General features: G+C 61.7%; 18 protein-coding genes. 5 read left to right on the top strand and 13 right to left on the bottom strand.

The features are described from left to right. Nucleotides 1-3: 3 nt before the first annotated feature. The 4 genes from ilvD to ilvG form a co-directional block, all read right to left on the bottom strand. Nucleotides 4-1,845 (bottom strand): dihydroxy-acid dehydratase, encoded by a 1,842-nt coding sequence (ilvD, locus tag G5195_RS16445; RefSeq protein WP_139741313.1) that lies wholly within the window; start codon nucleotides 1,843-1,845, stop codon nucleotides 4-6. A 146-nt stretch (nucleotides 1,846-1,991) separates the two neighbouring features. Next, nucleotides 1,992-2,936 carry a branched-chain amino acid transaminase gene (locus G5195_RS16440; RefSeq protein WP_421223251.1) on the bottom strand — a complete coding sequence of 315 codons (945 nt, stop codon included), beginning with the start codon at nucleotides 2,934-2,936 and terminating at the stop codon, nucleotides 1,992-1,994. A gap of 12 nt (nucleotides 2,937-2,948) precedes the next feature. Then, the gene (gene ilvM, locus G5195_RS16435; RefSeq protein ID WP_005342011.1) at nucleotides 2,949-3,227 is read right to left on the bottom strand and encodes an acetolactate synthase 2 small subunit; all 279 of its coding nucleotides are present in this window, start codon (nucleotides 3,225-3,227) and stop codon (nucleotides 2,949-2,951) included. Continuing rightward, nucleotides 3,224-4,870, bottom strand: coding sequence for an acetolactate synthase 2 catalytic subunit (gene ilvG, locus G5195_RS16430; protein ID WP_421223249.1), 1,647 nt, complete (start codon nucleotides 4,868-4,870; stop codon nucleotides 3,224-3,226). Before ilvG ends, ilvM begins: the two co-directional genes overlap by 4 nt. Before the next feature lie 384 nt (nucleotides 4,871-5,254). Between ilvG and G5195_RS16425 the strand changes: the two genes are divergently transcribed. The 3 genes from G5195_RS16425 (at nucleotide 5,255) to G5195_RS16415 (ending at nucleotide 8,761) form a co-directional block, all read left to right on the top strand. Continuing rightward, entirely contained in the window at nucleotides 5,255-6,769 is a 1,515-nt protein-coding gene (locus tag G5195_RS16425; RefSeq protein WP_421223247.1) for a YifB family Mg chelatase-like AAA ATPase, read from the top strand. 126 nt (nucleotides 6,770-6,895) lie between these two features. Then, nucleotides 6,896-7,795: an acyltransferase gene (locus G5195_RS16420; protein ID WP_421236317.1), complete on the top strand. Its 900-nt coding sequence runs from the start codon at nucleotides 6,896-6,898 to the stop codon at nucleotides 7,793-7,795. Nucleotides 7,796-7,801: 6 nt separating this feature from the next. Beyond that, nucleotides 7,802-8,761: an acyltransferase gene (locus G5195_RS16415; RefSeq protein ID WP_421223243.1), complete on the top strand. Its 960-nt coding sequence runs from the start codon at nucleotides 7,802-7,804 to the stop codon at nucleotides 8,759-8,761. Here the strand turns inward: G5195_RS16415 and G5195_RS16410 are convergent. Together G5195_RS16410 and G5195_RS16405 are read right to left on the bottom strand one after the other, a co-directional pair. Beyond that, the gene (locus G5195_RS16410) at nucleotides 8,692-9,192 is read right to left on the bottom strand and encodes a DUF523 domain-containing protein (RefSeq protein WP_421223241.1); all 501 of its coding nucleotides are present in this window, start codon (nucleotides 9,190-9,192) and stop codon (nucleotides 8,692-8,694) included. The two genes, G5195_RS16415 and G5195_RS16410, sit on opposite strands and share 70 nt — an antisense overlap. Continuing rightward, nucleotides 9,189-9,839 carry an NUDIX hydrolase gene (locus tag G5195_RS16405; RefSeq protein WP_005339607.1) on the bottom strand — a complete coding sequence of 217 codons (651 nt, stop codon included), beginning with the start codon at nucleotides 9,837-9,839 and terminating at the stop codon, nucleotides 9,189-9,191. Before G5195_RS16405 ends, G5195_RS16410 begins: the two co-directional genes overlap by 4 nt. Before the next feature lie 74 nt (nucleotides 9,840-9,913). Between G5195_RS16405 and G5195_RS16400 the strand changes: the two genes are divergently transcribed. Both G5195_RS16400 and pncB read left to right on the top strand, forming a co-directional pair. Beyond that, nucleotides 9,914-10,549, top strand: a complete 636-nt coding sequence (locus tag G5195_RS16400; RefSeq protein WP_421236316.1) for a nicotinamidase — start codon at nucleotides 9,914-9,916, stop codon at nucleotides 10,547-10,549. 101 nt (nucleotides 10,550-10,650) lie between these two features. Further along, nucleotides 10,651-11,829, top strand: a complete 1,179-nt coding sequence (gene pncB, locus G5195_RS16395) for a nicotinate phosphoribosyltransferase (RefSeq protein WP_075116071.1) — start codon at nucleotides 10,651-10,653, stop codon at nucleotides 11,827-11,829. A gap of 72 nt (nucleotides 11,830-11,901) precedes the next feature. Here the strand turns inward: pncB and G5195_RS16390 are convergent, their stop codons facing one another. The 7 genes from G5195_RS16390 to G5195_RS16360 form a co-directional block, all read right to left on the bottom strand. Further along, complete coding sequence (locus G5195_RS16390; protein WP_005356138.1) at nucleotides 11,902-12,510, bottom strand: thiol:disulfide interchange protein DsbA/DsbL; 609 nt, start codon at nucleotides 12,508-12,510, stop codon at nucleotides 11,902-11,904. A 137-nt stretch (nucleotides 12,511-12,647) separates the two neighbouring features. After that, a complete protein-coding gene (locus G5195_RS16385; protein ID WP_421236315.1) occupies nucleotides 12,648-13,637 on the bottom strand; it encodes a serine/threonine protein kinase in 990 nt (329 codons plus the stop codon). Between the two features lie 103 nt (nucleotides 13,638-13,740). Then, nucleotides 13,741-15,192, bottom strand: coding sequence for a cytochrome c oxidase accessory protein CcoG (gene ccoG, locus G5195_RS16380; protein WP_005342023.1), 1,452 nt, complete (start codon nucleotides 15,190-15,192; stop codon nucleotides 13,741-13,743). Between the two features lie 155 nt (nucleotides 15,193-15,347). Continuing rightward, nucleotides 15,348-15,611: a YihD family protein gene (locus tag G5195_RS16375; protein WP_005339598.1), complete on the bottom strand. Its 264-nt coding sequence runs from the start codon at nucleotides 15,609-15,611 to the stop codon at nucleotides 15,348-15,350. Nucleotides 15,612-15,641: 30 nt separating this feature from the next. Next, nucleotides 15,642-16,796, bottom strand: coding sequence for a GGDEF domain-containing protein (locus tag G5195_RS16370; RefSeq protein ID WP_005339596.1), 1,155 nt, complete (start codon nucleotides 16,794-16,796; stop codon nucleotides 15,642-15,644). A 127-nt stretch (nucleotides 16,797-16,923) separates the two neighbouring features. Then, nucleotides 16,924-17,313, bottom strand: coding sequence for a Cu(I)-responsive transcriptional regulator (gene cueR / locus G5195_RS16365; protein ID WP_005356117.1), 390 nt, complete (start codon nucleotides 17,311-17,313; stop codon nucleotides 16,924-16,926). Continuing rightward, nucleotides 17,314-19,743 carry a heavy metal translocating P-type ATPase gene (locus G5195_RS16360; protein ID WP_245097185.1) on the bottom strand — a complete coding sequence of 810 codons (2,430 nt, stop codon included), beginning with the start codon at nucleotides 19,741-19,743 and terminating at the stop codon, nucleotides 17,314-17,316. It lies immediately after the preceding gene. Nucleotides 19,744-19,745 lie beyond the last annotated feature (2 nt).

Below are 19,745 nucleotides of genomic sequence, written 5' to 3'. Positions count from 1 at the left end.
GATTTATTCCCCCAGCATCGAGCGATCGCGAACCGCGCCCTTGTCGGCACTGGTGGCGAACATGGCGTAGGCGCGCAGGGCAAAGGAGACCTGACGCTGACGATCGAGCGGCTTCCAGCCACGGGCTTCCACGGCGACGCGGCGGGCGGCCAGCACGCTGTCGGCCACCTCCAGCACCATGCTGCGGGCCGGGATATTGATGCTGATGATGTCGCCATCCTCCACCAGACCTATGGTGCCGCCAGAGGCTGCTTCCGGCGAGACGTGGCCGATGGAGAGGCCCGAGGTACCGCCGGAGAAGCGGCCGTCGGTGATCAGGGCGCACGCCTTGCCGAGCCCCATGGACTTGAGATAAGTGGTGGGGTAGAGCATCTCCTGCATGCCCGGACCCCCTTTCGGCCCTTCGTAGCGGATCACCACTACCTCGCCTGCTTTCACGGTACCATCGAGGATGCCGCTCACCGCGCTCTCCTGACTCTCGAATACCCGGGCCGGGCCACGGAAGGTGAGGTTCTCCTCATCCACCCCGGCAGTCTTGACGATGGCGCCGTTGACCGCGAGGTTGCCGGAAAGCACGGCGAGGCCGCCCTCCTGGCTGTAAGCGTTGTCCAGCGAGCGGATGCAGCCTTCGGCGCGGTCCAGATCCAGCTCCGGCCAGCGGCAATCCTGACTGAACGCCTTGGTGGTGCGGATCCCGGCCGGCCCGGCGCGGTAGAAGTCCACCACCTCCTGACTCGGCTGGCGGCTGACGTCATATTCATTGAGCTGTTCGACAAGAGAGCAACCCAGCACGGTGCGAGTATCCCCATGCACCAGACCCGCTTTTTCCAGCTGGCCCAGAATGGCGACCACGCCACCGGCGCGGTGCACATCTTCCATATGGTACTTCTGAGTGGAGGGCGCCACCTTGCAGAGCTGTGGCACCTTGCGCGACATGCGGTCAATATCGGCCATGGTGAAGTCGACGCCCGCCTCCTGCGCCGCTGCCAGCAGGTGCAGCACGGTATTGGTGGAGCCACCCATGGCGATGTCGAGCGCCATGGCGTTCTCGAACGCCGCCTTGGTGGCGATATTGCGCGGCAGTGCCGAAGCATCGTCCTGCTCATACCAGCGCTTGGCCAGCGTCACGATGCGCTGGCCCGCCAGCTTGAACAGCTGCTCGCGATCGGCGTGGGTTGCCAGCATGGAGCCGTTGCCCGGCTGGGAAAGGCCGAGCGCCTCGGTCAGACAGTTCATGGAGTTGGCGGTAAACATGCCGGAGCAGGAGCCACAGGTGGGGCAGGCACTGCGCTCCACCTGTTCGCTCTGGGCGTCGGAGACCTTGGGATCGGCGCCCTGGATCATGGCGTCCACCAGGTCCAGCTTGATGATCTGGTCGGAGAGCTTGGTCTTGCCCGCTTCCATCGGGCCGCCGGAGACGAAGATCACCGGAATGTTGATGCGCAGGGCGGCCATCAGCATCCCCGGGGTGATCTTGTCGCAGTTGGAGATACAGACCATGGCGTCGGCGCAGTGGGCGTTGACCATGTACTCCACCGAATCGGCAATCAGCTCCCGGGATGGCAGGGAATAGAGCATGCCGCCGTGGCCCATGGCGATGCCGTCATCCACGGCGATAGTGTTGAACTCCTTGGCCACCCCGCCTGCGGCCTCGATCTCCCGCGCCACCAGTTGGCCCAGATCCTTGAGGTGGACGTGGCCCGGCACGAACTGGGTGAAGGAGTTGACCACGGCGATGATGGGTTTGCCGAAATCCTGATCGGTCATTCCGGTGGCACGCCACAGGGCGCGGGCCCCGGCCATGTTACGTCCGTGGGTGGTGGTGGCGGATCTCAACTTCGGCATTGTCTCTACTCCCTGAATGCCCAGCGGGCTCATTATCTTTGAAAATGAAAAAGTGACTCTCGGATCGGGAATCGATCCTGGTGAGGGCACAGCGCAGAGCCCTCACCGGAAGCGACTCGGGGAGGCACAGCGCCTCCCCTCTCTCATCAGTCGTTGACGGGCGTCAGCCAACCCCACTTGTCCTCGGTCTGGCCATTGAACAGGCCGAAGAAGGCGTTCTGCAGCTGCTCGGTCACCGGGCCACGGCTGCCAGCACCCACCTTCATTCGATCAACGGAGCGCACCGGGGTCACCTCGGCCGCCGTGCCAGTCATGAAGATCTCGTCTGCGACATAGAGCGCTTCACGAGGCAGCGCCTGCTCGCGCACCTCGTAACCGAGATCGCGGGCCAGCGTCATGATGGTGTCGCGGGTGATGCCGGGCAGGATGGCAGCGGTAGCGGGCGGGGTGAACAGCACGCCGTTCTTCACCAGAAACAGGTTCTCCCCCGCCCCTTCGCTCAGGTAGCCATTCACATCCAGTGCCAGCCCCTCGGCGAAGCCGTTGCGCTTGGCCTCGCGGCTGATCAGCTGGGATGACAAATAGTTGCCGCCCGCCTTGGCGCCGGTGGGAATAGTGTTGGGAGCGAGTCGGTTCCAGGAGGTGACGCAGACATCCACCCCGTTCTTCAGCCCCTCTTCCCCCAGATAGGCGCCCCACGGCAGGGCGGCCACCATCAGGTCGGCCTTGGCATCCAGCGGTGGATGCAGCCCCAGCCCCACGTTGCCGACAAAGGCCAGCGGGCGCAGGTAGCCGCTCTTCAGGCCGTTCTCGCGCACCACGGTGCGGCAGGCTTCATTCACGTCGGACTCGCTGTAGGGGATGTCCATCCAGTAGATCTTGGCGGAGTCGAACAGGCGGCGGGTGTGCTCCTGCAAACGGAAAATGCAGGTGCCTTTGGGGGTATCGTAGGCACGCACACCCTCGAACACCGAGGAGCCGTAGTGCAGGGCGTGGCTCATCACATGTACCTGGGCATCCTGCCAGGGCACCAGTTTGCCGTTGAACCAGATGTATTGCGGGTGAGTGGCGGATTGGGAAGGCTGTGACATTGGCTTTGCTCCTTAAGCTCTGATCCGGGGTTGCTGTTCCAGTGCATCGACCCGGGAGACGTCCACCAGCTTCACCAGCTGGCTCCACAACTGCTGGATGGGACGCACCGACTCGACAGTAACCGTGATCCGCAGCTGTTGGCAATCCTGCTCCATATTCAAGGCGCAGAGATTGAAGCCGCGGTGGCGCACCACCCGCAGCACCCGCTCCATCACTTCGGGTCTGGGCTGGGCGTGGATATGCAGGGTGTGTTGTGCAAATGCTGGCTGGGCAAGGGTGTGCGGGTTCATGGGCGTTGCTCCATCATCTGGTGGTTGGCGACTCCCGGTGGAACCAGGGGCCAGACGTTTTCTTCCTCTGAAATAGCCACATGCAGCAGGTAGGCACTCTCGCTTGCCAGCAGGCGATCCAGTGCCGGACCTATCTCTTCCTTGCATGTGATGGTCTCGCCGGGAATGCCGAAGGCGGCAGCCAGGGCGACGAAATCGGGGTTGTCGGACAGATTGGTCTCGCTGTAGCGACCGTCGAAGAACAGCTCCTGCCATTGGCGCACCATGCCGAGGCGCTGGTTATCCAGCAGCACCATCTTCACCTTGAGCTGAGCGCGGCGGATGGTGCCGAGCTCCTGCACGTTCATCATGAAAGAGCCGTCACCGCTTACCAGCACCACTTCATCCTCCGGGCGCGACATCTTGGCGCCGATGGCGGCGGGCAGACCGAACCCCATGGTGCCGAGACCGGCGCTGGAGAGGTGGTTGCGCGGGCTGGTGAAGCGCATGTGCTGGGCCACCCACATCTGGTGCTGACCCACGTCGCAGGCGACCACGCTGCTCTCCGGCAACTTGGCAGATAGCTGTTTGAGCAGAGCTGGGGCATAGATGGCCTGACCCGGGTGGTCGTAGCGAAATGCATATTCGCGGGCCATGGCGGCGCAGTGTTCACGCCAGGGGGCGATGTCGAGAGTCATGGCGAGGCGCGGCAGCACCAGCTTGAGATCCGTGGTGATGCCCACCTCGGCGGCACGGCGCTTGCCGAACTCGGCGGCATCCACATCGAGATGGATCACCTTCGCCTCGGGGGCAAACTCCTCCAGCTTGCCGGTCACCCGATCATCGAAACGGGCGCCCACCACCAGCAGCAGATCGCACTGCTGCACCGCATAGTTGGCCGACTTGGTGCCGTGCATGCCGAGCATGCCCAGATAAACGGTACTGTCGGGGTCGAGCGCGCCGATCCCCTTGAGGGTGGTGACCGCTGGCATGCCGGTGGCGGCGGCAAAGTCACGCAACTGCTGCTCGGCATTGGCCATGCCCACTCCGCCACCGACGTAAAGCACCGGACGCTCGGCGGCAGCCAGCAGGGTGCGGGCTGCGGTCAGCTCCGAGGGGTTGAGCACCTCCGGCTCCTCCACCGCAAACAGCGGGCTCTGGGCAGGCACGGCGGCAAGCTGCACATCCTTGGGGAGATCGATCAGCACAGGTCCGGGGCGCCCTTCGGTGGCGATGGCGAAAGCTTCTGCAAGCACTCGCCCCAGATCGGCGGCATCGGTCACCATGAAGGAGTGCTTGGTGCAGGAGAGGGACATGCCGAGCACGTCGACCTCCTGAAACGCATCGGTACCGATGGCTGAACAGGGCACCTGACCGCTGATGGCCACCAGCGGCACCGAGTCGAGCAGCGCCTCCGCCAGACCGGTCACCAGATTGGTGGCGCCGGGGCCGGAGGTGGCGATGCAGACCCCCACCTGACCGGAGGCGCGGGCATAACCCACCGCGGCCATGGCGGCACCCTGCTCGTGGCGACAGAGCTGATGGGCCAGACCACCGTCATACAGGGCATCGTAGACCGGCATGATGGCCCCGCCCGGGTAACCAAACACCTGGGTCACACCCTGTTTCTTGAGAGCCTGTACCAAAAACTGCGCGCCGTTCATGTGGAAAATCCTGTCCTTTGGTCGAAAAAAAACCCCCGGGCTGTGAGGCTCGGGGGTCGCTTGTTTCGTTCTGTCCGGTGGTGGGTCTATCCCTTGTTCCGTGCAGCTAAACGAGCCCCGAGCGGTGAGATAATAATCACCACTAGGACCACAATAATGCTGACGAAACGGGAGGCCATGTTCATAGTTACAACCGGAAATCCTGTGAAATTGGGGCGGTTTTTACCGCGAATGGCTATTAGAACTAGCACGGTGATTTTTATTGGGCAAGCCTTTTTTCTGTGACAACCCACTGATTTTGGCTATTCCTCAGCCGGAACTCTGGAATAAAAAACCAACAACAAACAGTTAGTCAGAACATATATCAACTCAAGGACGGGATTTATGTCATTAGCTGTGGTTTATAGCCGTGCCAGCCTCGGGATCGCGGCCCCGCAAGTTACAGTGGAAGTTCACCTCTCCAACGGCCTGCCCGCCTTCAACATGGTCGGCCTGCCGGAAACCTCGGTGAAGGAGTCGCGAGATCGGGTGCGCAGCGCCCTGCTCAACGGCAATTTCGAGTTCCCGTGCAAACACATCACAGTCAATCTGGCCCCCGCCGATCTACCCAAGGAGGGAGGCCGTTTCGATCTGGCCATCGCCATCGGTATTCTTGCCGCTTCCAAGCAGATACCTGCAAAATATCTGCTCGATCACGAATTTTTAGGGGAATTGGCCCTGACCGGAGAGATCCGCCCTGTGCTCGGGGTGCTGCCCGCCGTGCTCGCCTGCCGGGATGCGGGGCGCACCCTGCTGGTACCGCGAGAGAACGGCCCGGAAGCCTCTCTCATTCAGGATGCCGAGGTGCGCACCGCCCATCAGCTGCTGGCCGTCACAGCTTGGCTGGCAGGCCAGTACGAACTGCCGCTGCCGGATCCCCAAAGCGCGGAGAGCCTGCCAGATGTGCCGGACCTGCAGGATGTGATCGGCCAGTCACAGGCCAAGCGGGCGCTGGAGATCGCCGCCGCCGGCAGCCACAACCTGCTGTTCATCGGCCCGCCCGGCACCGGCAAGAGCATGCTGGCGAGCCGATTGCCCGGCATCTTGCCGCCGCTGAACGAGCAGGAGGCGCAGCAGACCGCCGCCATCCACTCCATCGGCGGCCTCACTCCGCGCGCCGGTCACTGGCACCACAGACCCTATCGCACGCCCCACCACAGTGCCTCGGCAGTGGCACTGGTGGGCGGCGGCAGCCACCCGCGGCCCGGCGAAATATCGCTGGCCCACAACGGCGTGCTGTTTCTGGATGAATTGCCCGAGTTCGAGCGCAAGGTGCTCGACTCCCTGCGCGAGCCGCTGGAGACGGGCCACATCACCATCAGCCGGGCCGCCCGTCAGGTCGATTTTCCCGCCCGCTTCCAGCTGGTGGGAGCCATGAATCCCAGCCCCTGCGGCCACTATGGAGATGGGCAGACCCGCTCCAGCCCGGATCAGATATTGCGCTATCTCGGCAAGCTCTCCGGCCCCTTTCTCGATCGCTTCGACCTGACGGTGGAGGTGCCGCTGCTGCCCAAGGGCAGCCTCACCGGCAAGGCGGAGCGGGGGGAGTCGAGCCAGCAGATCCGCGATCGGGTGCTGGTGGCGAGAGAGCGTATGCTGAGCCGTAACGGCAAGCTCAACAACCTGCTGGATAGCCGTGAGATAGAGGATATTTGCCGCTTATCACCGCAAGATGCCGAATTTTTGGAGAACGCCATCCAGAAGCTGGGGCTCAGCATCCGGGCCTGGCATCGCATCCTGCGGGTGTCACGCACCATCGCCGATCTGGCCGGGCAACCCGCCATCGGCAAGGAGCATCTTATCGAGGCGCTCGGTTATCGCGCCATGGACAGGCTGCTGTCGCGACTGCGCAGCAGCTGACAGAAGGGAAAGGGTGAGTCCAACCCCGTAACGGCTCTGAATGGTCTCACGGGCAATCGGCTGATATTATGGCCACAGATCTGACCACTTGATGGCCCTTTATCGACAGCAAGACGGACCCGACTCATGCCCAACAAGCTGACAGAGCGACTGCGCGGCAGCCTCTCCACCCTACTCTATTTTTTCAACACCCTCTTCTGGTTTGTCCCCATCTTCTCGCTGGGTCTGCTCAAGCTCCTGCTCCCCCTCAAGGGGTGGCGCACCCTCTGCAACTGGCTGCTCGATGGCTGTGCCAGCTGCTGGATCGGTTTCAACAATCTGATCCAGAAAACCATCATCAAAACCCCTTTCGAGGTGGTCGGAGTGGACAAAGGGCACCGGAATGAGTGGTATATGGTGATTGCCAACCATCAATCTTGGGTCGACATACTGGTACTGCAGCGGGTTTTTAACCAAAAAATCCCCTTCCTGAAGTTTTTCCTCAAGAAAGAGCTGATTTGGGTACCTTTTCTCGGTCTGGCATGGTGGGCGCTCGACTTCCCCTTCATGCGGCGATATTCCAGGAAATTTCTGGAAAAGCATCCCAATCTGAAGGGAAAAGACATTGAAACAACCCGTAAAGCCTGTGCCAGGTTCCGCCACATTCCAGTGAGTGTGATGAACTTCGTCGAAGGCACCCGCTTCACCAAGGGCAAACATCAGAAGCAGGGTTCGCCCTATCGTCACCTGCTCCACCCGAAAGCAGGCGGCATCGCCTTTACCCTGGCAGCCATGGGTGACCAGTTGCATCAACTGGTGGATGTCACCATCGCCTATCCGGACGGCATCCCCAGCTACTGGGACTTCATGTGTGGCCGGGTCAGGCAAATCAAGGTTCAGGTCCGCTATTTGCCGATCGACCGCAAGCTGGTGGGGGATTACTTCAATGACCCCGAGTTCCAACAAGAGTTTCAACAGTGGTTGAACGGGATCTGGCACGAAAAGGACCAGACCCTGAGCCAACTGCTGGCAACCAAGGCGCAGTAAACATTCATGCTATCCCTGCTTCCCGGCCCGCTGGTGCTGATCATCAGCGCGGGCCTGACCATCCTTTTCACCGCCTTGTGCGCCAGCCTGATCCTGCTGGTGTCGCTGGCCAAACTAGTACTGCCGATCCCGGCCTTTGGCCGTGCCTGCAGCCGGCTCAACAACCGCTTCATGCGCCTGTGGCTGGCCTGCAATGCGCTGGTGATCCGCCTCACCACCCGCATCGACTGGCAGGTGGAGGACAATACCAAGCTGCGCAAGGATGGCTGGTATCTCATCATCAGCAACCATATGAGCTGGACCGATATCGTGGTGCTCGGCCACCTGTTCCGGGATAGGCTGCCGGTGCCCAAGTTCTTCATGAAGCACGAGCTCATCTACATACCGCTGCTGGGGCTCGCCTGCTGGGGGCTCGATATGCCCTTTATGCGCCGCTATTCGCGAGAATTTCTGTTAAGAAATCCGCATCTGCGCGGCAAGGATATCGAGACCACCCGCAACGCCTGCGAGAAGTTTCGCCACATCCCCACTACCGTCATCAACTTCGTGGAAGGGACCCGTTTCACCGAGCAGAAACGGGATGCGGCCCGCTCCCGCTATCGTCACCTGATGCCGCCCAAAGCGGCAGGACTGGCCTTTACACTGGCGGCCATGGGCGAGCAATTCGACAGCCTGATCAACGTCACCATCCGCTATCCGGACAACGCCGAGACCCCGTTCAAGGACTTCCTGATGGGACGGGTAAAACGCATTCAGGTGCGGATTGAGGAGCTGCCGGTGAATGAACAACTGATAGGAGATTACTTCAACGACAAGCAGTTCAAACGCGGTTTTCAGGAGTGGCTAAACCAGCGCTGGCAGGAGAAGGACGAGGTGCTGGAGGGGTGGCAGAGCGGTCAGGTGCCGGTTGCCGCCAAATCCGGGGAGGAATCCAAAGAGAGCGCAGAAGCCAACTCGGCCAACTGATCTTCGGAAAAGACCACAATCCCGTGGCGGCGCAGCAGGGCGGTGGTCTTGCCTTCGCCAGCCACAGAAACACCTTCGAAGCGGCCGTTATAGATACGGCCGCTGCCACATGAGGGGCTCCCCTCTTTCAGCAGGGCGAAGCGAATGCCCTGCGTCTGACAGATTTCCAGCGCCAGCTCGGCGCCGCGATCAAACTCGGCAGTCACATCCAGTCCGCTCGCCGTCACTACGCGCTCGCCCTGCCGCTCGGCAGGAAGGCGTGGGGTCGGCAAACCGCCAGCCACTTCGGGGCAGAAGGCCAGCACCCGCCCCTCGGCACCCAGCTCACTCAGCCAGTCGCTGACGATCCCCTTGCTCTGACCGTCGTAACGCACCGGCTGACCCAGCAGGCAGGCACTCACCAGCACCTTGTGCACGCTGGTCTCACTCATGCTTCCGCTCCATGCATCACCTGATCGAACATCACGCAGCAGGGGCTCTCCAGCCGATAGAGAATGGCGGGGCGCTGTTTGCCGGTGCGCTTACGGCCGGTATCTACCAGAATGTCGGCGCGATGGATCCGCTTGCGAAATGCCGCCGTATTCATGGGTGTTTGCAGGATGATTTCGAAGGCGCGCTGCACCTCGGAGAGGGTGAACTCGGGCCCCAGCAGTTGCAGCGGCAGGGTGCTGTAGCGGCTCTTGATCCGCAGCCGCTCCAGTCCCTTGGCGATAAGCTGGACATGGTCGAAGGCGAGGCTCAGCCCCGGCAGGTTGGCGAGCGGATGCCAGCAACCGTGGATCGCCTCCACTTCCGGATCCACCAGACAGAGATAGACCAGGGTCGTGGACCAGCCGCGGGGATCCCGCTCCAGATTGCCGAGGGTGCAGACCTGCTCGCTGTAGCAGTGACCGAGCCCCCACTCCGCCAGCAGACGGCGCTGGGCGGCATCGAGATCCCGATCCCGGGTCTCGTCGATGCGCAGCGCAGGCAGTTGCCAGCAGTGGGCAAAGGGGGGGCGATCGCGGGTCTCGAGCAGCAGCTCGAGCCGCTCCTCATGCAACCGCAGCACCACCATATCCAGACTCATTCTCAGCATGCCGATCGCCCTGCTCGCCTTCCATTAATGTTTGGTAGATAATATCACACGAATAGTATGTGCAGGAGCCAATCATGGGAACCGTCGCCAGCCTGGATATTGATGCGCAGAAGGGCTTTACCCCTCTCTGCCCGAACGAACTGCCCGTCGCGGGCGGTGATGATATTGTGGCTGCGCTCAACGCTCAGGCCACCCTCACCACGCTGCGGATCGGCAGCAAGGACTCTCACCCTGCCAATGCCGACTGGGCCGTCTCTGACCCTGCCGGTATGCTGTTGCCGCTGGATCTGCCCAACGCCGACCTCACCTGGCCGGTGCACTGCGTACCGGGCAGCAAGGGCTTCGAGCTGCTCGACGGCCTGCCCGCTCCCATCGACTATGACTTCTTCGTCTGGAAGGGGGTCGAGCCGGATCTCCATCCCTACGGCACCTGCTTCCACGACCTGGCAGAACGGCGCAGCACCGGACTCATCGAATTTCTGCAAGCCCGCAAGGTCGATACCGTACTGGTCGGCGGCCTTGCCACCGACTACTGTGTCAAAACCAGCGTGCTGCAACTGCGCCGCGCCGGTTTCCGGGTAATCGTCCATCTCGATGCCTGCCGTGGCATCGCCCCCGCGACGGTTGCCAGCGCCCACACCCAGATGATCGAAGCTGGCGCCGAACTGGCCCAGACCCTGATCGATGTACAACGCCTGCTGGACGCCTGATATGCCACCGATTCTTACCAGCCTGCTCGACACCGACGCCTGCACGTTACATATGCGGCAGGGGAGCTCCATCGTGCTCACCAGTCTGCGAGGAGCCTGATATGCCCCCAATCCTCACCAGCCTGCTCGACACCGACGCCTACAAGCTGCATATGCAGCAGGCGGTGTTCCATCGCTATCCGGATGCCGAGGTGGTGGCCGAGTTTCACAGCCGCAATGAAGAGGATCTGCTGCCCATGATGGGGCAGATCGAGGAGCAACTGCGCCTCGCCGGTTCCCTGCGACTGACCAGGCCAGAGCTCGATTTTCTGGCCGAGCGTCCCTTCTTCACTCCTGACTACCTCGACCACCTGCGCCGCAAGCCGCTCGATGCCTCGCTGCTCAAGGTGTTCGAGCAGGATGGCCGCATCAATGTGCGGGTCGAGGGCCCGTGGCAGGATGTGATCCTGTGGGAGATCCCGGTGCTCGCCATCATCAGCGAGATGCGCAACCGCTTCCGCTACCCCCAGTTCGGCGTCAGCCACGCGCTGGATCGGCTCGATCAGAAGATCGATAAGCTGGAACGGGAGCTGAGCAGCGACGAGATGAGCGAGTTCAACCTCATCGACTTCGGCACCCGCCGCCGCTTCTCCCATGCGGTACAGGATGCGGTAGTGGGTCGCCTCAAGGAGCGTCTGCCGGCGTTTCGCGGCACCAGCAACTATATGCTGGCCCAGAAGTACAAGCTGCCCGCGGTCGGCACCCAGGCCCATGAGTGGTTCCAGGCGCACCAGCAGCTCGGCTTCCCGCTGGAGCACAGCCAGCGCGCAGCCCTCACCAGCTGGCTGGACGAGTTCACCGACCATCTCGGCATCGCCCTGACCGACTGCATCACCATGGATGCCTTCCTGCGCGACTTCGACTTCGAGCTGGCCAGCAGCTATCAGGGCTTGCGCCACGACTCCGGCGATCCCGTGGTGTGGGGCGAGAAGGCGATCAGCCACTATCAGCGCCTTGGCATCGACCCCACCGACAAGACCCTGGTCTTCTCCGACGGGCTCAACCTCGACAAGGCGGTGCAGCTGTTCCGCCACTTCCGTGGTCGCATCAACACCAGTTTCGGCATCGGCACCAAGCTCACCTGCGATCTGCCCGGTGTCAGCCCGATGAACATCGTCTTCAAGCTGATCGAGTGCAATGGCGGCCCGGTTGCCAAGATCTCCGACAGCCCTGGCAAGACCCTCTGTCGGGATGCGGAGTTTATCCGCAACCTCAAACAGGCGTTCCACGTCGGGGTCTGATCTTCGAGATCGCCAGAAGACAAAAAGCCCGCCGGTTCGCACCGGCGGGCTTTTTTATCGACTCAAGGGGTATCAGTCTTTCTTGGCCAGCAGGAACTGCACCAGCTTGTTGAACTGCTCTTGAGAAGTGATGGATTCAATCTTCACCATGTACTTGCCGTTCACCAGGAAGGCCGGTACACCGCGAATGTTGTAGCTCTCGGTGTTGCGATCGAACTGGGAGACCATGCCGGAGACGGCGAAGCTGTCGACGGCACCGTCGAACTCTTCGGCCGGTACGCCGTTGTCCACGAAGATCTTCTTCACATCGTCACGGCTCATCGGCGGCTGACGCTGGGTGTGGATCTTGTTGAAGATGGCCGGGGTCAGCTTGGCTTCGGCATTGAGCAGACTTGCAACGGCGTAGGCACGCTGCATCTCGGGGCCCATTTCGCGACCGAGGAAAGCAACCGGGTTCTTCTTGAGGGGCACCCCCTCTGGCAACCCGGCCTTCAACTGTTCAACGATCGGTTCGAAGGTGGCGCAGTGCGGGCAGTAGTAGGAGAAGAACTCCATCACTTCCGGCTGGGCACTGCCAGTCTGTTTGACCACATCGTAGTTGACGCCTTCCTTGAACTCGGGGGCGGCGTGAACCATGGGGATCATCAGCATGGCAGCAAGGAAAAATAGAACTTTTTTCATGATGTTTCCTGTTAAGGGATCACTGTGAGGCACGCCCGGCGAACCGAAGCAGTGCCAAGCCTATTGTTTCGCCATGCTGACGTCAATGGTCAGGGCCGGAGATCGAGTCCCGCTTGCCGTGCAAGATCCCTTCTATTTCACCAGTTTGGCATCAGACTCAACGGCGGTGCCTTCAGTGCTTCCAGCTGATCGTGCAGTGTCGCTATCTGTTGACGCCAGTAGTGATCGGTATTGAACCAGGGGAAGTGACGGGGGAAGGCGGGATCTTCCCAGCGCCGTGCCAGCCACGCCATGTAGTGAACGATGCGCATCGCCCGCAGCGGCTCGATCAGCGCCAGCTCCCGCGAGTCGAACTCCATAAACTCCTCGTAGCCCGCCAGCAGGGTGTCGAGCTGGATCTGCTGCTCGTGGCGCTCGCCGCTAAGCATCATCCAGAGATCCTGAATCGCGGGGCCGGTACGGCAATCATCGAGGTCGACAAACATGGGGCCATCGCGCCACAGGATGTTGCCCGGGTGGCAATCACCATGCAGGGAGATCTGCGCCACATCGAGGGTCATGGCGTCGCTGACATGTTTGATCAGCTCGTCGAGCACCCCGAAGAATTGCTTCGCCAGCCCGCTTGGCAGCCACTCGCCAGACGCCAGCAGCTGACGCGGTTCGTGCAGCATGCTCTCCACATCGAGCCGTACCCGATGGTGGAACGGCTTGCTGGCACCGATCTGATGAATGCGGCCGAGGAAACGCCCCACCCACTCAAGCTGGTCGAGATTATCCACCTCGAACTGGCGGCCACCGACGCTCTGCCAGATGGCAAAGAGGTAGCCCTCGTGCTCCAGCAGGGTCTCGCCCGCGAAGGCGAGCGGCGCGGCGACCGGGATCTCAGCCTCTGCAAGGCGGGTGGCAAACTCGTGCTCCTCGAGGATCTGGGCCCGGCTCCAGCGGCCGGGGCGGTAGAACTTCACCACATAGCGGCGACGATCCTCATCCTGAAACTGATAGACCCGGTTTTCGTAACTGTTGAGCTCGATAAGGCCGGAGTCGAGCCGCAGGCCACTGAGATCGAGCGCATCCATGATGAGGTCGGGATTGAGGTCGGAATAGTTGAAACGCATGTCATCCACCATAAGAAAGGGGCGCCGTTGCGCCCCATTCTATCACTACTGACCGGCATTGCCGTGCTCGCTGGTGACCGGATTATTGCCACGCCCGACCCGCAATCACACGCAGTTACAACCGGCTGATAAACTTGCTGCCCTGGCGCAGGTTGCCCTTGCTGTCATCGGGCGCCGCCCCCTCCCGTTTCAGCACGAACTGGATATCCAGCGTTGGTCGTTTCAGGTTGTAGGGGTCGACCGCCAGACTGACCGGCAGGGTGTAGATCTCGCCCGCCTTCAGGGTCACTTCACGGGGGCCGAACCACTGATACTCGGGCAAGCCCTCCACATCCAGCTGGTAGGTCTGGGACTGCAGGGTCTTGTTGAGGATCTTGAGGGTATAGGTGTTCTCGATAAGCCCCTCGCTGTTCTCGCGGAACAGCTGGTTGCGATCCCGCAGAATGTCGAGCCCCATCGGCATGATGGACATGGCGTTGTAGACAAACACCCCCAGCATCACCGCCATCACCAGCCCATAGCCAATCAGCTTGGGCCGAGCCACATGGGTGGAGTCGTTGGCCAGCTTGTGCTCTGTGGTGTAGCTGATAAGCCCTTTCGGATAACCCATACGTTCCATGGTCTGGTCGCAGGCATCGACGCAGGCACCGCAGTTGATGCACTCGTACTGCAGGCCGTCGCGAATATCGATACCGGTCGGGCAGACCTGCACGCAAAGATCGCAGTCGATACAGTCACCCAGCCCCATCGCCTTGGGATCCGCCTTGCGGGAACGGGCGCCACGGGTCTCGCCACGCTTGGTGTCATAACCGACTATAAAGGTGTCCTTGTCGAACATGGCGGACTGGAAGCGGGCATAGGGGCACATGTGGATACACATGATGGCACGCATCCAGCCTGCATTGCCGTAGGTGATGATGGTGAAGAAGAGCACCCAGAACAGCACCCATCCGCTGGCCTGCAGGGTGAAGAGATCCGGCACCAGTTCAGTCACATCCTGGAAGTAGGCGACGAAGGTCAGACCGGTCACCAGCGAGATCGCCAGCCAGGCCAGATGCTTGGCCCCCTTGCGAGCCAGCTTCTCGCCGCTCCAGGGCGCCTCGTCCAGCTTGCGCCGCTTGTTGGCGGGCCCTTCCAGCTTCTCTTCAAACCAGATGAACATGAAGGTCCACACCGTCTGCGGGCAGAGATAGCCACACCAGACCCGACCGAGGAAGGTGGTAATAAAGAAGAGTCCGAAGGCGGCGATCATGAAGAGCCAGGCGAGCAGGGTCAGATCCTGCGGCCAGATGGTGGCGCCAAAGATATGGAACTGCTGGTGACCGAGGTCGAACAGCACCGCCTGTCGCCCGTCGTAACGCAGCCAGGGCAACAGCACGAACAGCGCCACAAAGAACCAGCCCATGGCCTTGCGCATCCGCTGCCAATACCCTTTCTGGGCCCGCACATAGATGCGGTTGCCCGGGTTGAATCTGTCGTCGCTGGCTTTGAACGTATTGGGGTTGAAGGTCCCGGTTACGCCCTTGTCGGTGACGTCCTTGATATCGATTTTATCGTGGTCGGCCATTGCAAGACATCGCTCCCTTATTTGTTATGGAGCGGATTATATCTTAAACAGCATGCTAATTGTGTGGATTAGATGTATCTAATATTGGGGTTGGATCGCAATTTTCGGCAACAAAAAAGCGCATCACCCCGAGGTGATGCGCTTCCGCTAAAGATTCACTTGATTCCGCGGGCCTTGAGCAGTGCCTCTTTGAAATCGGGCACATGATCCTTGGCCAGACCGGGGATCATCGCCTGCTTATCGGATTCCCGCATCTTGAGGTGATAGATCAGCATGTCGTCGGTCAGCTCGGACAGAGGCCCTTCAAATCCCGCTTCTTGGGCCAGTTTGGCAACAAACTGCACCAGGCTGAGATCCTGTTCCTTGATCCAGGCAGGCTGCAACAACTCCAGCAGCTCTTCGATACGATGACATTGCATAGACAACCTCTTTAATCTGTCACGTTAAATTCAGGCAACCTTACCCATCAAGGCTACTTCGATTCGATCCCGCCCATTATGCTTGGCCTGATAGAGTGCCGCATCCGCTTTTTGGATCAAATCGGCGATTTTCATGCTGTTGTCCGGTATCAGTGTCGCAACACCAAAACTACATGTGACCCGACCGGAGACCAGTGACTTCTGGTGCGGGATGGCCAGCTCCTTGAGCGCCTGCCGCACATTGTCGGCCACCTGCAGTGCCCCCTGCATGCCGGTGCAGGGCAGCAGCAAGGCGAACTCTTCGCCCCCGTACCGGGCCGCCAGATCGTCCTCGCGCCGCTCCACCTCGGCCAGCAAGCCAGCCACCTGTTGCAAACAGTCATCCCCCAGCTGATGGCCGTAGAGATCGTTGAACTGCTTGAAGTAATCCACATCCACCAGCACCAGCGACAACGGCGCCCGGGCGCGATGGCAGCGCCGCCAGGCCCGCTCCAGAGAGTCGTCGAGATGGGCGCGGTTGGCGATGCCGGTCAGGCCGTCGAGGCGGGAGGTGAGACGCAAATGCTCGGAGACCGCCTTCAGTTCGGCCACCAGCTCGGCGTTGGAGAAACGGTGGTGGAGCGAGGCGATCTGATCCCGCCGCATCCGGCGCAACAGGGTCGGCAGAAAGACAAACAGATAGCCCGCCAGCATGCAGGAGACAATCCGCTCCTGCTCGTTGCCATTGCCCAGCTCGAACAGCATCGCCATGCCCAGCGGCAGGGCGGAACCATAGAGGGTGCGGCGGCTGCCAAACAGCATGATGGCGCTGCCGGTAAGAATGAGACTGGAGAGCATCATCATGGCGGCCCGGTAGGTATCGGGCAGCTTGTCCATGTAGAGCAGCACCCCGAGGGCCCAGATGATGGAGGTGATGGTGGCTCCGATAAAGAGCTCCCGCTCCAGCACCGGCAACGGCGTCTGGTGCAGGCGGGCTCGGCGCCAGCGCAGGTGCCAGCCCCGACCCAGTAGCCACAGGAAAGTGCCTGCCAGCCAACCGAGCGCTTCGATGGCGGGTAGATAGTCGTGAAACAGCAGACTCCAGCCAAATGCCAACACGCCCAAACAGGGGAGACTGAACGATGCATGGGTATAGAGCTGGGCCATAATGGCCTGCTTAACCTGACGTGTCACACTCTGGGTCAACTGAGTACTCCTGTACAAGAGCCGAGCAGTCTACCATTACCCCCTGACCCGCAACAATAAAGCGCCGCTTATTAAGAAGTTAATCAATCAATAACGATTTCTTCTGCGCTGGCAGGTGAGTCCTTGCTCACCCCTTCTCCAATTCATCGAGGATCGGGCACTCGGGATTTTCATCCCCGTGGCAGCAGCAAACCAACCCTTCCAGGGAGGTAAGCATGGCCTGCAAACCGGCAATGCGGGCGCGCAGATCGACGATCTTCTCCTGCGCCAGCTTCTTCACCTGGGCGCTGGTTCTGTGTTCGTCCCGATAGAGTGCCAGCAGCTCCTGACACTCTTCCAGATTGAAGCCGGTCTCCCGCGCCCGCTTGACGAAACGCAGCTCGCGCAGCGCCCCCTCGGTGTAACTGCGATAACCGTTGTCACTGCGTACCGGGGCTGTGATGAGGCCAATGCTCTCGTAATAACGGATGGTCTTGGCGGTCAGCCCAGTGGCCTTGGCAACCTTGCTGATGTTCATTTATGCCTCCTTACTGATCGGGTTGGATGCTGGCCCGTGCGCCGCCCTGGGCTGCCAGCGTTTCAATAACAGGGAATTGCTCAAAACGGTAATGCTGCTCAGGGCCATGGCCGCCCCCGCCAGCTCGGGGCTGAGGTAGCCCAGCGCCGCCAGCGGAATGCCGATGATGTTGAACACGAAGGCCCAGAACAGATTCTGCTGTATGGTGCGCCAGGTCGCCGCCGAGATGTCGATGGCATCGGCCACCAGCCGCGGGTCGGATCGCATCAGGGTGATGGCGGCGGTCTCCATCGCCACGTCGGAGCCGGAGCCCATGGCGATGCCGACGTCCGCCGCCGCCAGCGCCGGGGCATCGTTCACCCCGTCCCCCACCATGGCCACCAGCCCGCGGGTTTGCGCCCGCAGCGCCTCCACTTTCTCCACCTTGCCCGCTGGCAGCACGGAGTCAAAGGCCCCGTCCAGCCCCAGCTTGGCGGCAATATGGGCCACCGGCGCCGGTGCATCGCCACTCACCAGCCAGCTGGCGATACCGCGCTGGCGCAGGGTGGCGATGGCTTCCGGGCTCTCGGGGCGCAGGGTATCGGCCAGTGCGGCGATACCAGCCACCGTGCCGTCGATGGCCACCCAAACCCGGGTCGCGCCATCGGCGGCTTGTTCATCCTGTTGCGGCGGTTCAATCCCGAGCTGGGCCAGCAGGGAGCCATTACCGATGGCGACTGTGTGACCCGCTACCTGACCGACAATACCGGCCCCGACCCGCACTTCCACCGCCTCCGGCTGGGGCAGCGTAGCCTCTTTGCCGACCGCCTCGCGCATGGCCAGCGCCAGCGGGTGTTCACTCGCCTGCTGCAGGGCGGCAGCGAGGCGCAGTTGCTCGTCGTTGCCGCTCCAGCTGGCCAGCACCGGCCGCCCCTGGGTCAGGGTACCAGTCTTGTCGAAGATGAGCGCCTTGATGGCGTGGGCCTTCTGCAGGGTATCGACATCCTTGATCAGAATACCGTGGCGCGCCGCTACCCCGGTGCCAGTGACGATGGCGGCCGGGGTCGCCAACCCGAGGGCGCAGGGACAGGCGATCACCAGCACCGCCACCGCTGCCAGCAGCGCCTGACCGAAGTCATTGCTGATGGCGTACCACACCAGCAGGGTGAACAGAGCGATGACCATCACCACCGGCACAAACACGGCGGAGACCTTGTCCACCAACTGTTGCAGCGGCGCCTTGCCCATCTGGGCACTCTCCACCAGTGCGATGATCTTGCTGAGACTGGAGTCCTCCCCCACGGTAGTGGCTTCAATCTCCAGCACGCCGGAGCGGTTGATAGCGCCGCCCAGCACCTTGTCGCCCACACTGCGCGGCACCGGCAGGCTCTCACCGGTGAGGATCGACTCGTCCAGCTCGCTGGCGCCGCTCACTATTCTGCCATCCACCGGCACCCGCTCACCCACCAGCACCCGCAGCCGATCGCCGCGCAGCACCTCGTCGATGGCGACGCTTTGCCAGTTCTCGCCACGCCAGACGGTGGCGGTTTCCGGCCGCAGCGCCATCAGTTCGCGAATAGCGGACTGGGTGCTGCGGCGGGCTCTCGCCTCCAGCAGTTTTCCCAACGAAATCAGGGTAATGATGATGGCGCTCGCCTCGAAATAGAGCTTGCCGCTGGCGGCCATCCCCAACGTCAGCAGCAGATAGAGGCTGTAGAAGTAGGCGGCGCTGGTACCGGTGGCCACCAGCACATCCATATTGGCTGCGCGATTCTTGATGGCAAGCCAGGCGCCGCGATAGAAACGGGCCCCGATCCAGAACTGCACCGGGGTGGCGAACACCAGCTCCAGCCAGGCGGGTAGATGCCAGGGGAACAGTCCGGCCATGGCCAGCATCCCCACCAGCAGCGGCAACGTCAGCAAAGCCGAGACGATGACCCGGGTTTGAGCCTGACGGGCTGTGGCGGCCTCCTGCGCTTCCCGCTCCAGCAACTGCTGGCGGCGGCCGCTGGCCGAGCCTTGTGCCAGCTGGGCGCCAAAGCCGAGCGCTTCGATCTGCTCGCGCAAAGCGGCGGGCGTCTGCATCCCGGGGACCAGCACGATGCGGGCCTGTTCGATAGAGAAATTGACCTCGGCCGAGATAACGCCGGGCAGCGCGGCCAGCATCTTGTTCAACCGAGCCGAACAACCGGCACAAGTCATGCCGGTAATTTGGAACAAAAAGGTCTCGCTGCCGTAGTCGTAACCCTGACTCTTGATGCTGTCGAGCACCGCAGGCAGGCGATCGGGGCTGGCCAGCTCGATGGCCGCCTGCTCCAGCGCGAAGTTGACGGTGGCCGATACCCCGTCGAGTTTGTTGAGACTGGCCGCGATACGGCCTGCGCAGTTGGCGCAGCTCATGCCGCTGAGCGGCAACTGCAGATGAATGGGTGATTGAAGATGAGTGGTCATGT

The sequence above is a fragment of the Aeromonas sp. 601039 genome, assembly GCF_049174415.1.
GTDB lineage: Bacteria > Pseudomonadota > Gammaproteobacteria > Enterobacterales > Aeromonadaceae > Aeromonas > Aeromonas veronii_A.
This window is presented reverse-complemented; position numbering and strand designations above follow the sequence as displayed.

What these genes read in the sequence shown, in the direction of transcription:
- G5195_RS16400 (WP_421236316.1), top strand. Translation starts at nt 9,914, where the DNA reads ATGGGAACCGTCGCCAGCCTGGATATTGATGCGCAGAAGGGCTTTACC.
- G5195_RS16415 (WP_421223243.1), top strand. Translation starts at nt 7,802, where the DNA reads ATGCTATCCCTGCTTCCCGGCCCGCTGGTGCTGATCATCAGCGCGGGC.
- cueR (WP_005356117.1), bottom strand. Translation starts at nt 17,313, where the DNA reads ATGAACATCAGCAAGGTTGCCAAGGCCACTGGGCTGACCGCCAAGACC.
- G5195_RS16375 (WP_005339598.1), bottom strand. Translation starts at nt 15,611, where the DNA reads ATGCAATGTCATCGTATCGAAGAGCTGCTGGAGTTGTTGCAGCCTGCC.
- G5195_RS16390 (WP_005356138.1), bottom strand. Translation starts at nt 12,510, where the DNA reads ATGAAAAAAGTTCTATTTTTCCTTGCTGCCATGCTGATGATCCCCATG.
- ilvM (WP_005342011.1), bottom strand. Translation starts at nt 3,227, where the DNA reads ATGAACCCGCACACCCTTGCCCAGCCAGCATTTGCACAACACACCCTG.
- G5195_RS16405 (WP_005339607.1), bottom strand. Translation starts at nt 9,839, where the DNA reads ATGCTGAGAATGAGTCTGGATATGGTGGTGCTGCGGTTGCATGAGGAG.
- G5195_RS16425 (WP_421223247.1), top strand. Translation starts at nt 5,255, where the DNA reads ATGTCATTAGCTGTGGTTTATAGCCGTGCCAGCCTCGGGATCGCGGCC.
- G5195_RS16410 (WP_421223241.1), bottom strand. Translation starts at nt 9,192, where the DNA reads ATGAGTGAGACCAGCGTGCACAAGGTGCTGGTGAGTGCCTGCCTGCTG.
- pncB (WP_075116071.1), top strand. Translation starts at nt 10,651, where the DNA reads ATGCCCCCAATCCTCACCAGCCTGCTCGACACCGACGCCTACAAGCTG.
- G5195_RS16420 (WP_421236317.1), top strand. Translation starts at nt 6,896, where the DNA reads ATGCCCAACAAGCTGACAGAGCGACTGCGCGGCAGCCTCTCCACCCTA.
- ilvD (WP_139741313.1), bottom strand. Translation starts at nt 1,845, where the DNA reads ATGCCGAAGTTGAGATCCGCCACCACCACCCACGGACGTAACATGGCC.
- ilvG (WP_421223249.1), bottom strand. Translation starts at nt 4,870, where the DNA reads ATGAACGGCGCGCAGTTTTTGGTACAGGCTCTCAAGAAACAGGGTGTG.
- G5195_RS16440 (WP_421223251.1), bottom strand. Translation starts at nt 2,936, where the DNA reads ATGTCACAGCCTTCCCAATCCGCCACTCACCCGCAATACATCTGGTTC.
- ccoG (WP_005342023.1), bottom strand. Translation starts at nt 15,192, where the DNA reads ATGGCCGACCACGATAAAATCGATATCAAGGACGTCACCGACAAGGGC.
- G5195_RS16360 (WP_245097185.1), bottom strand. Translation starts at nt 19,743, where the DNA reads ATGACCACTCATCTTCAATCACCCATTCATCTGCAGTTGCCGCTCAGC.
- G5195_RS16385 (WP_421236315.1), bottom strand. Translation starts at nt 13,637, where the DNA reads ATGGTGGATGACATGCGTTTCAACTATTCCGACCTCAATCCCGACCTC.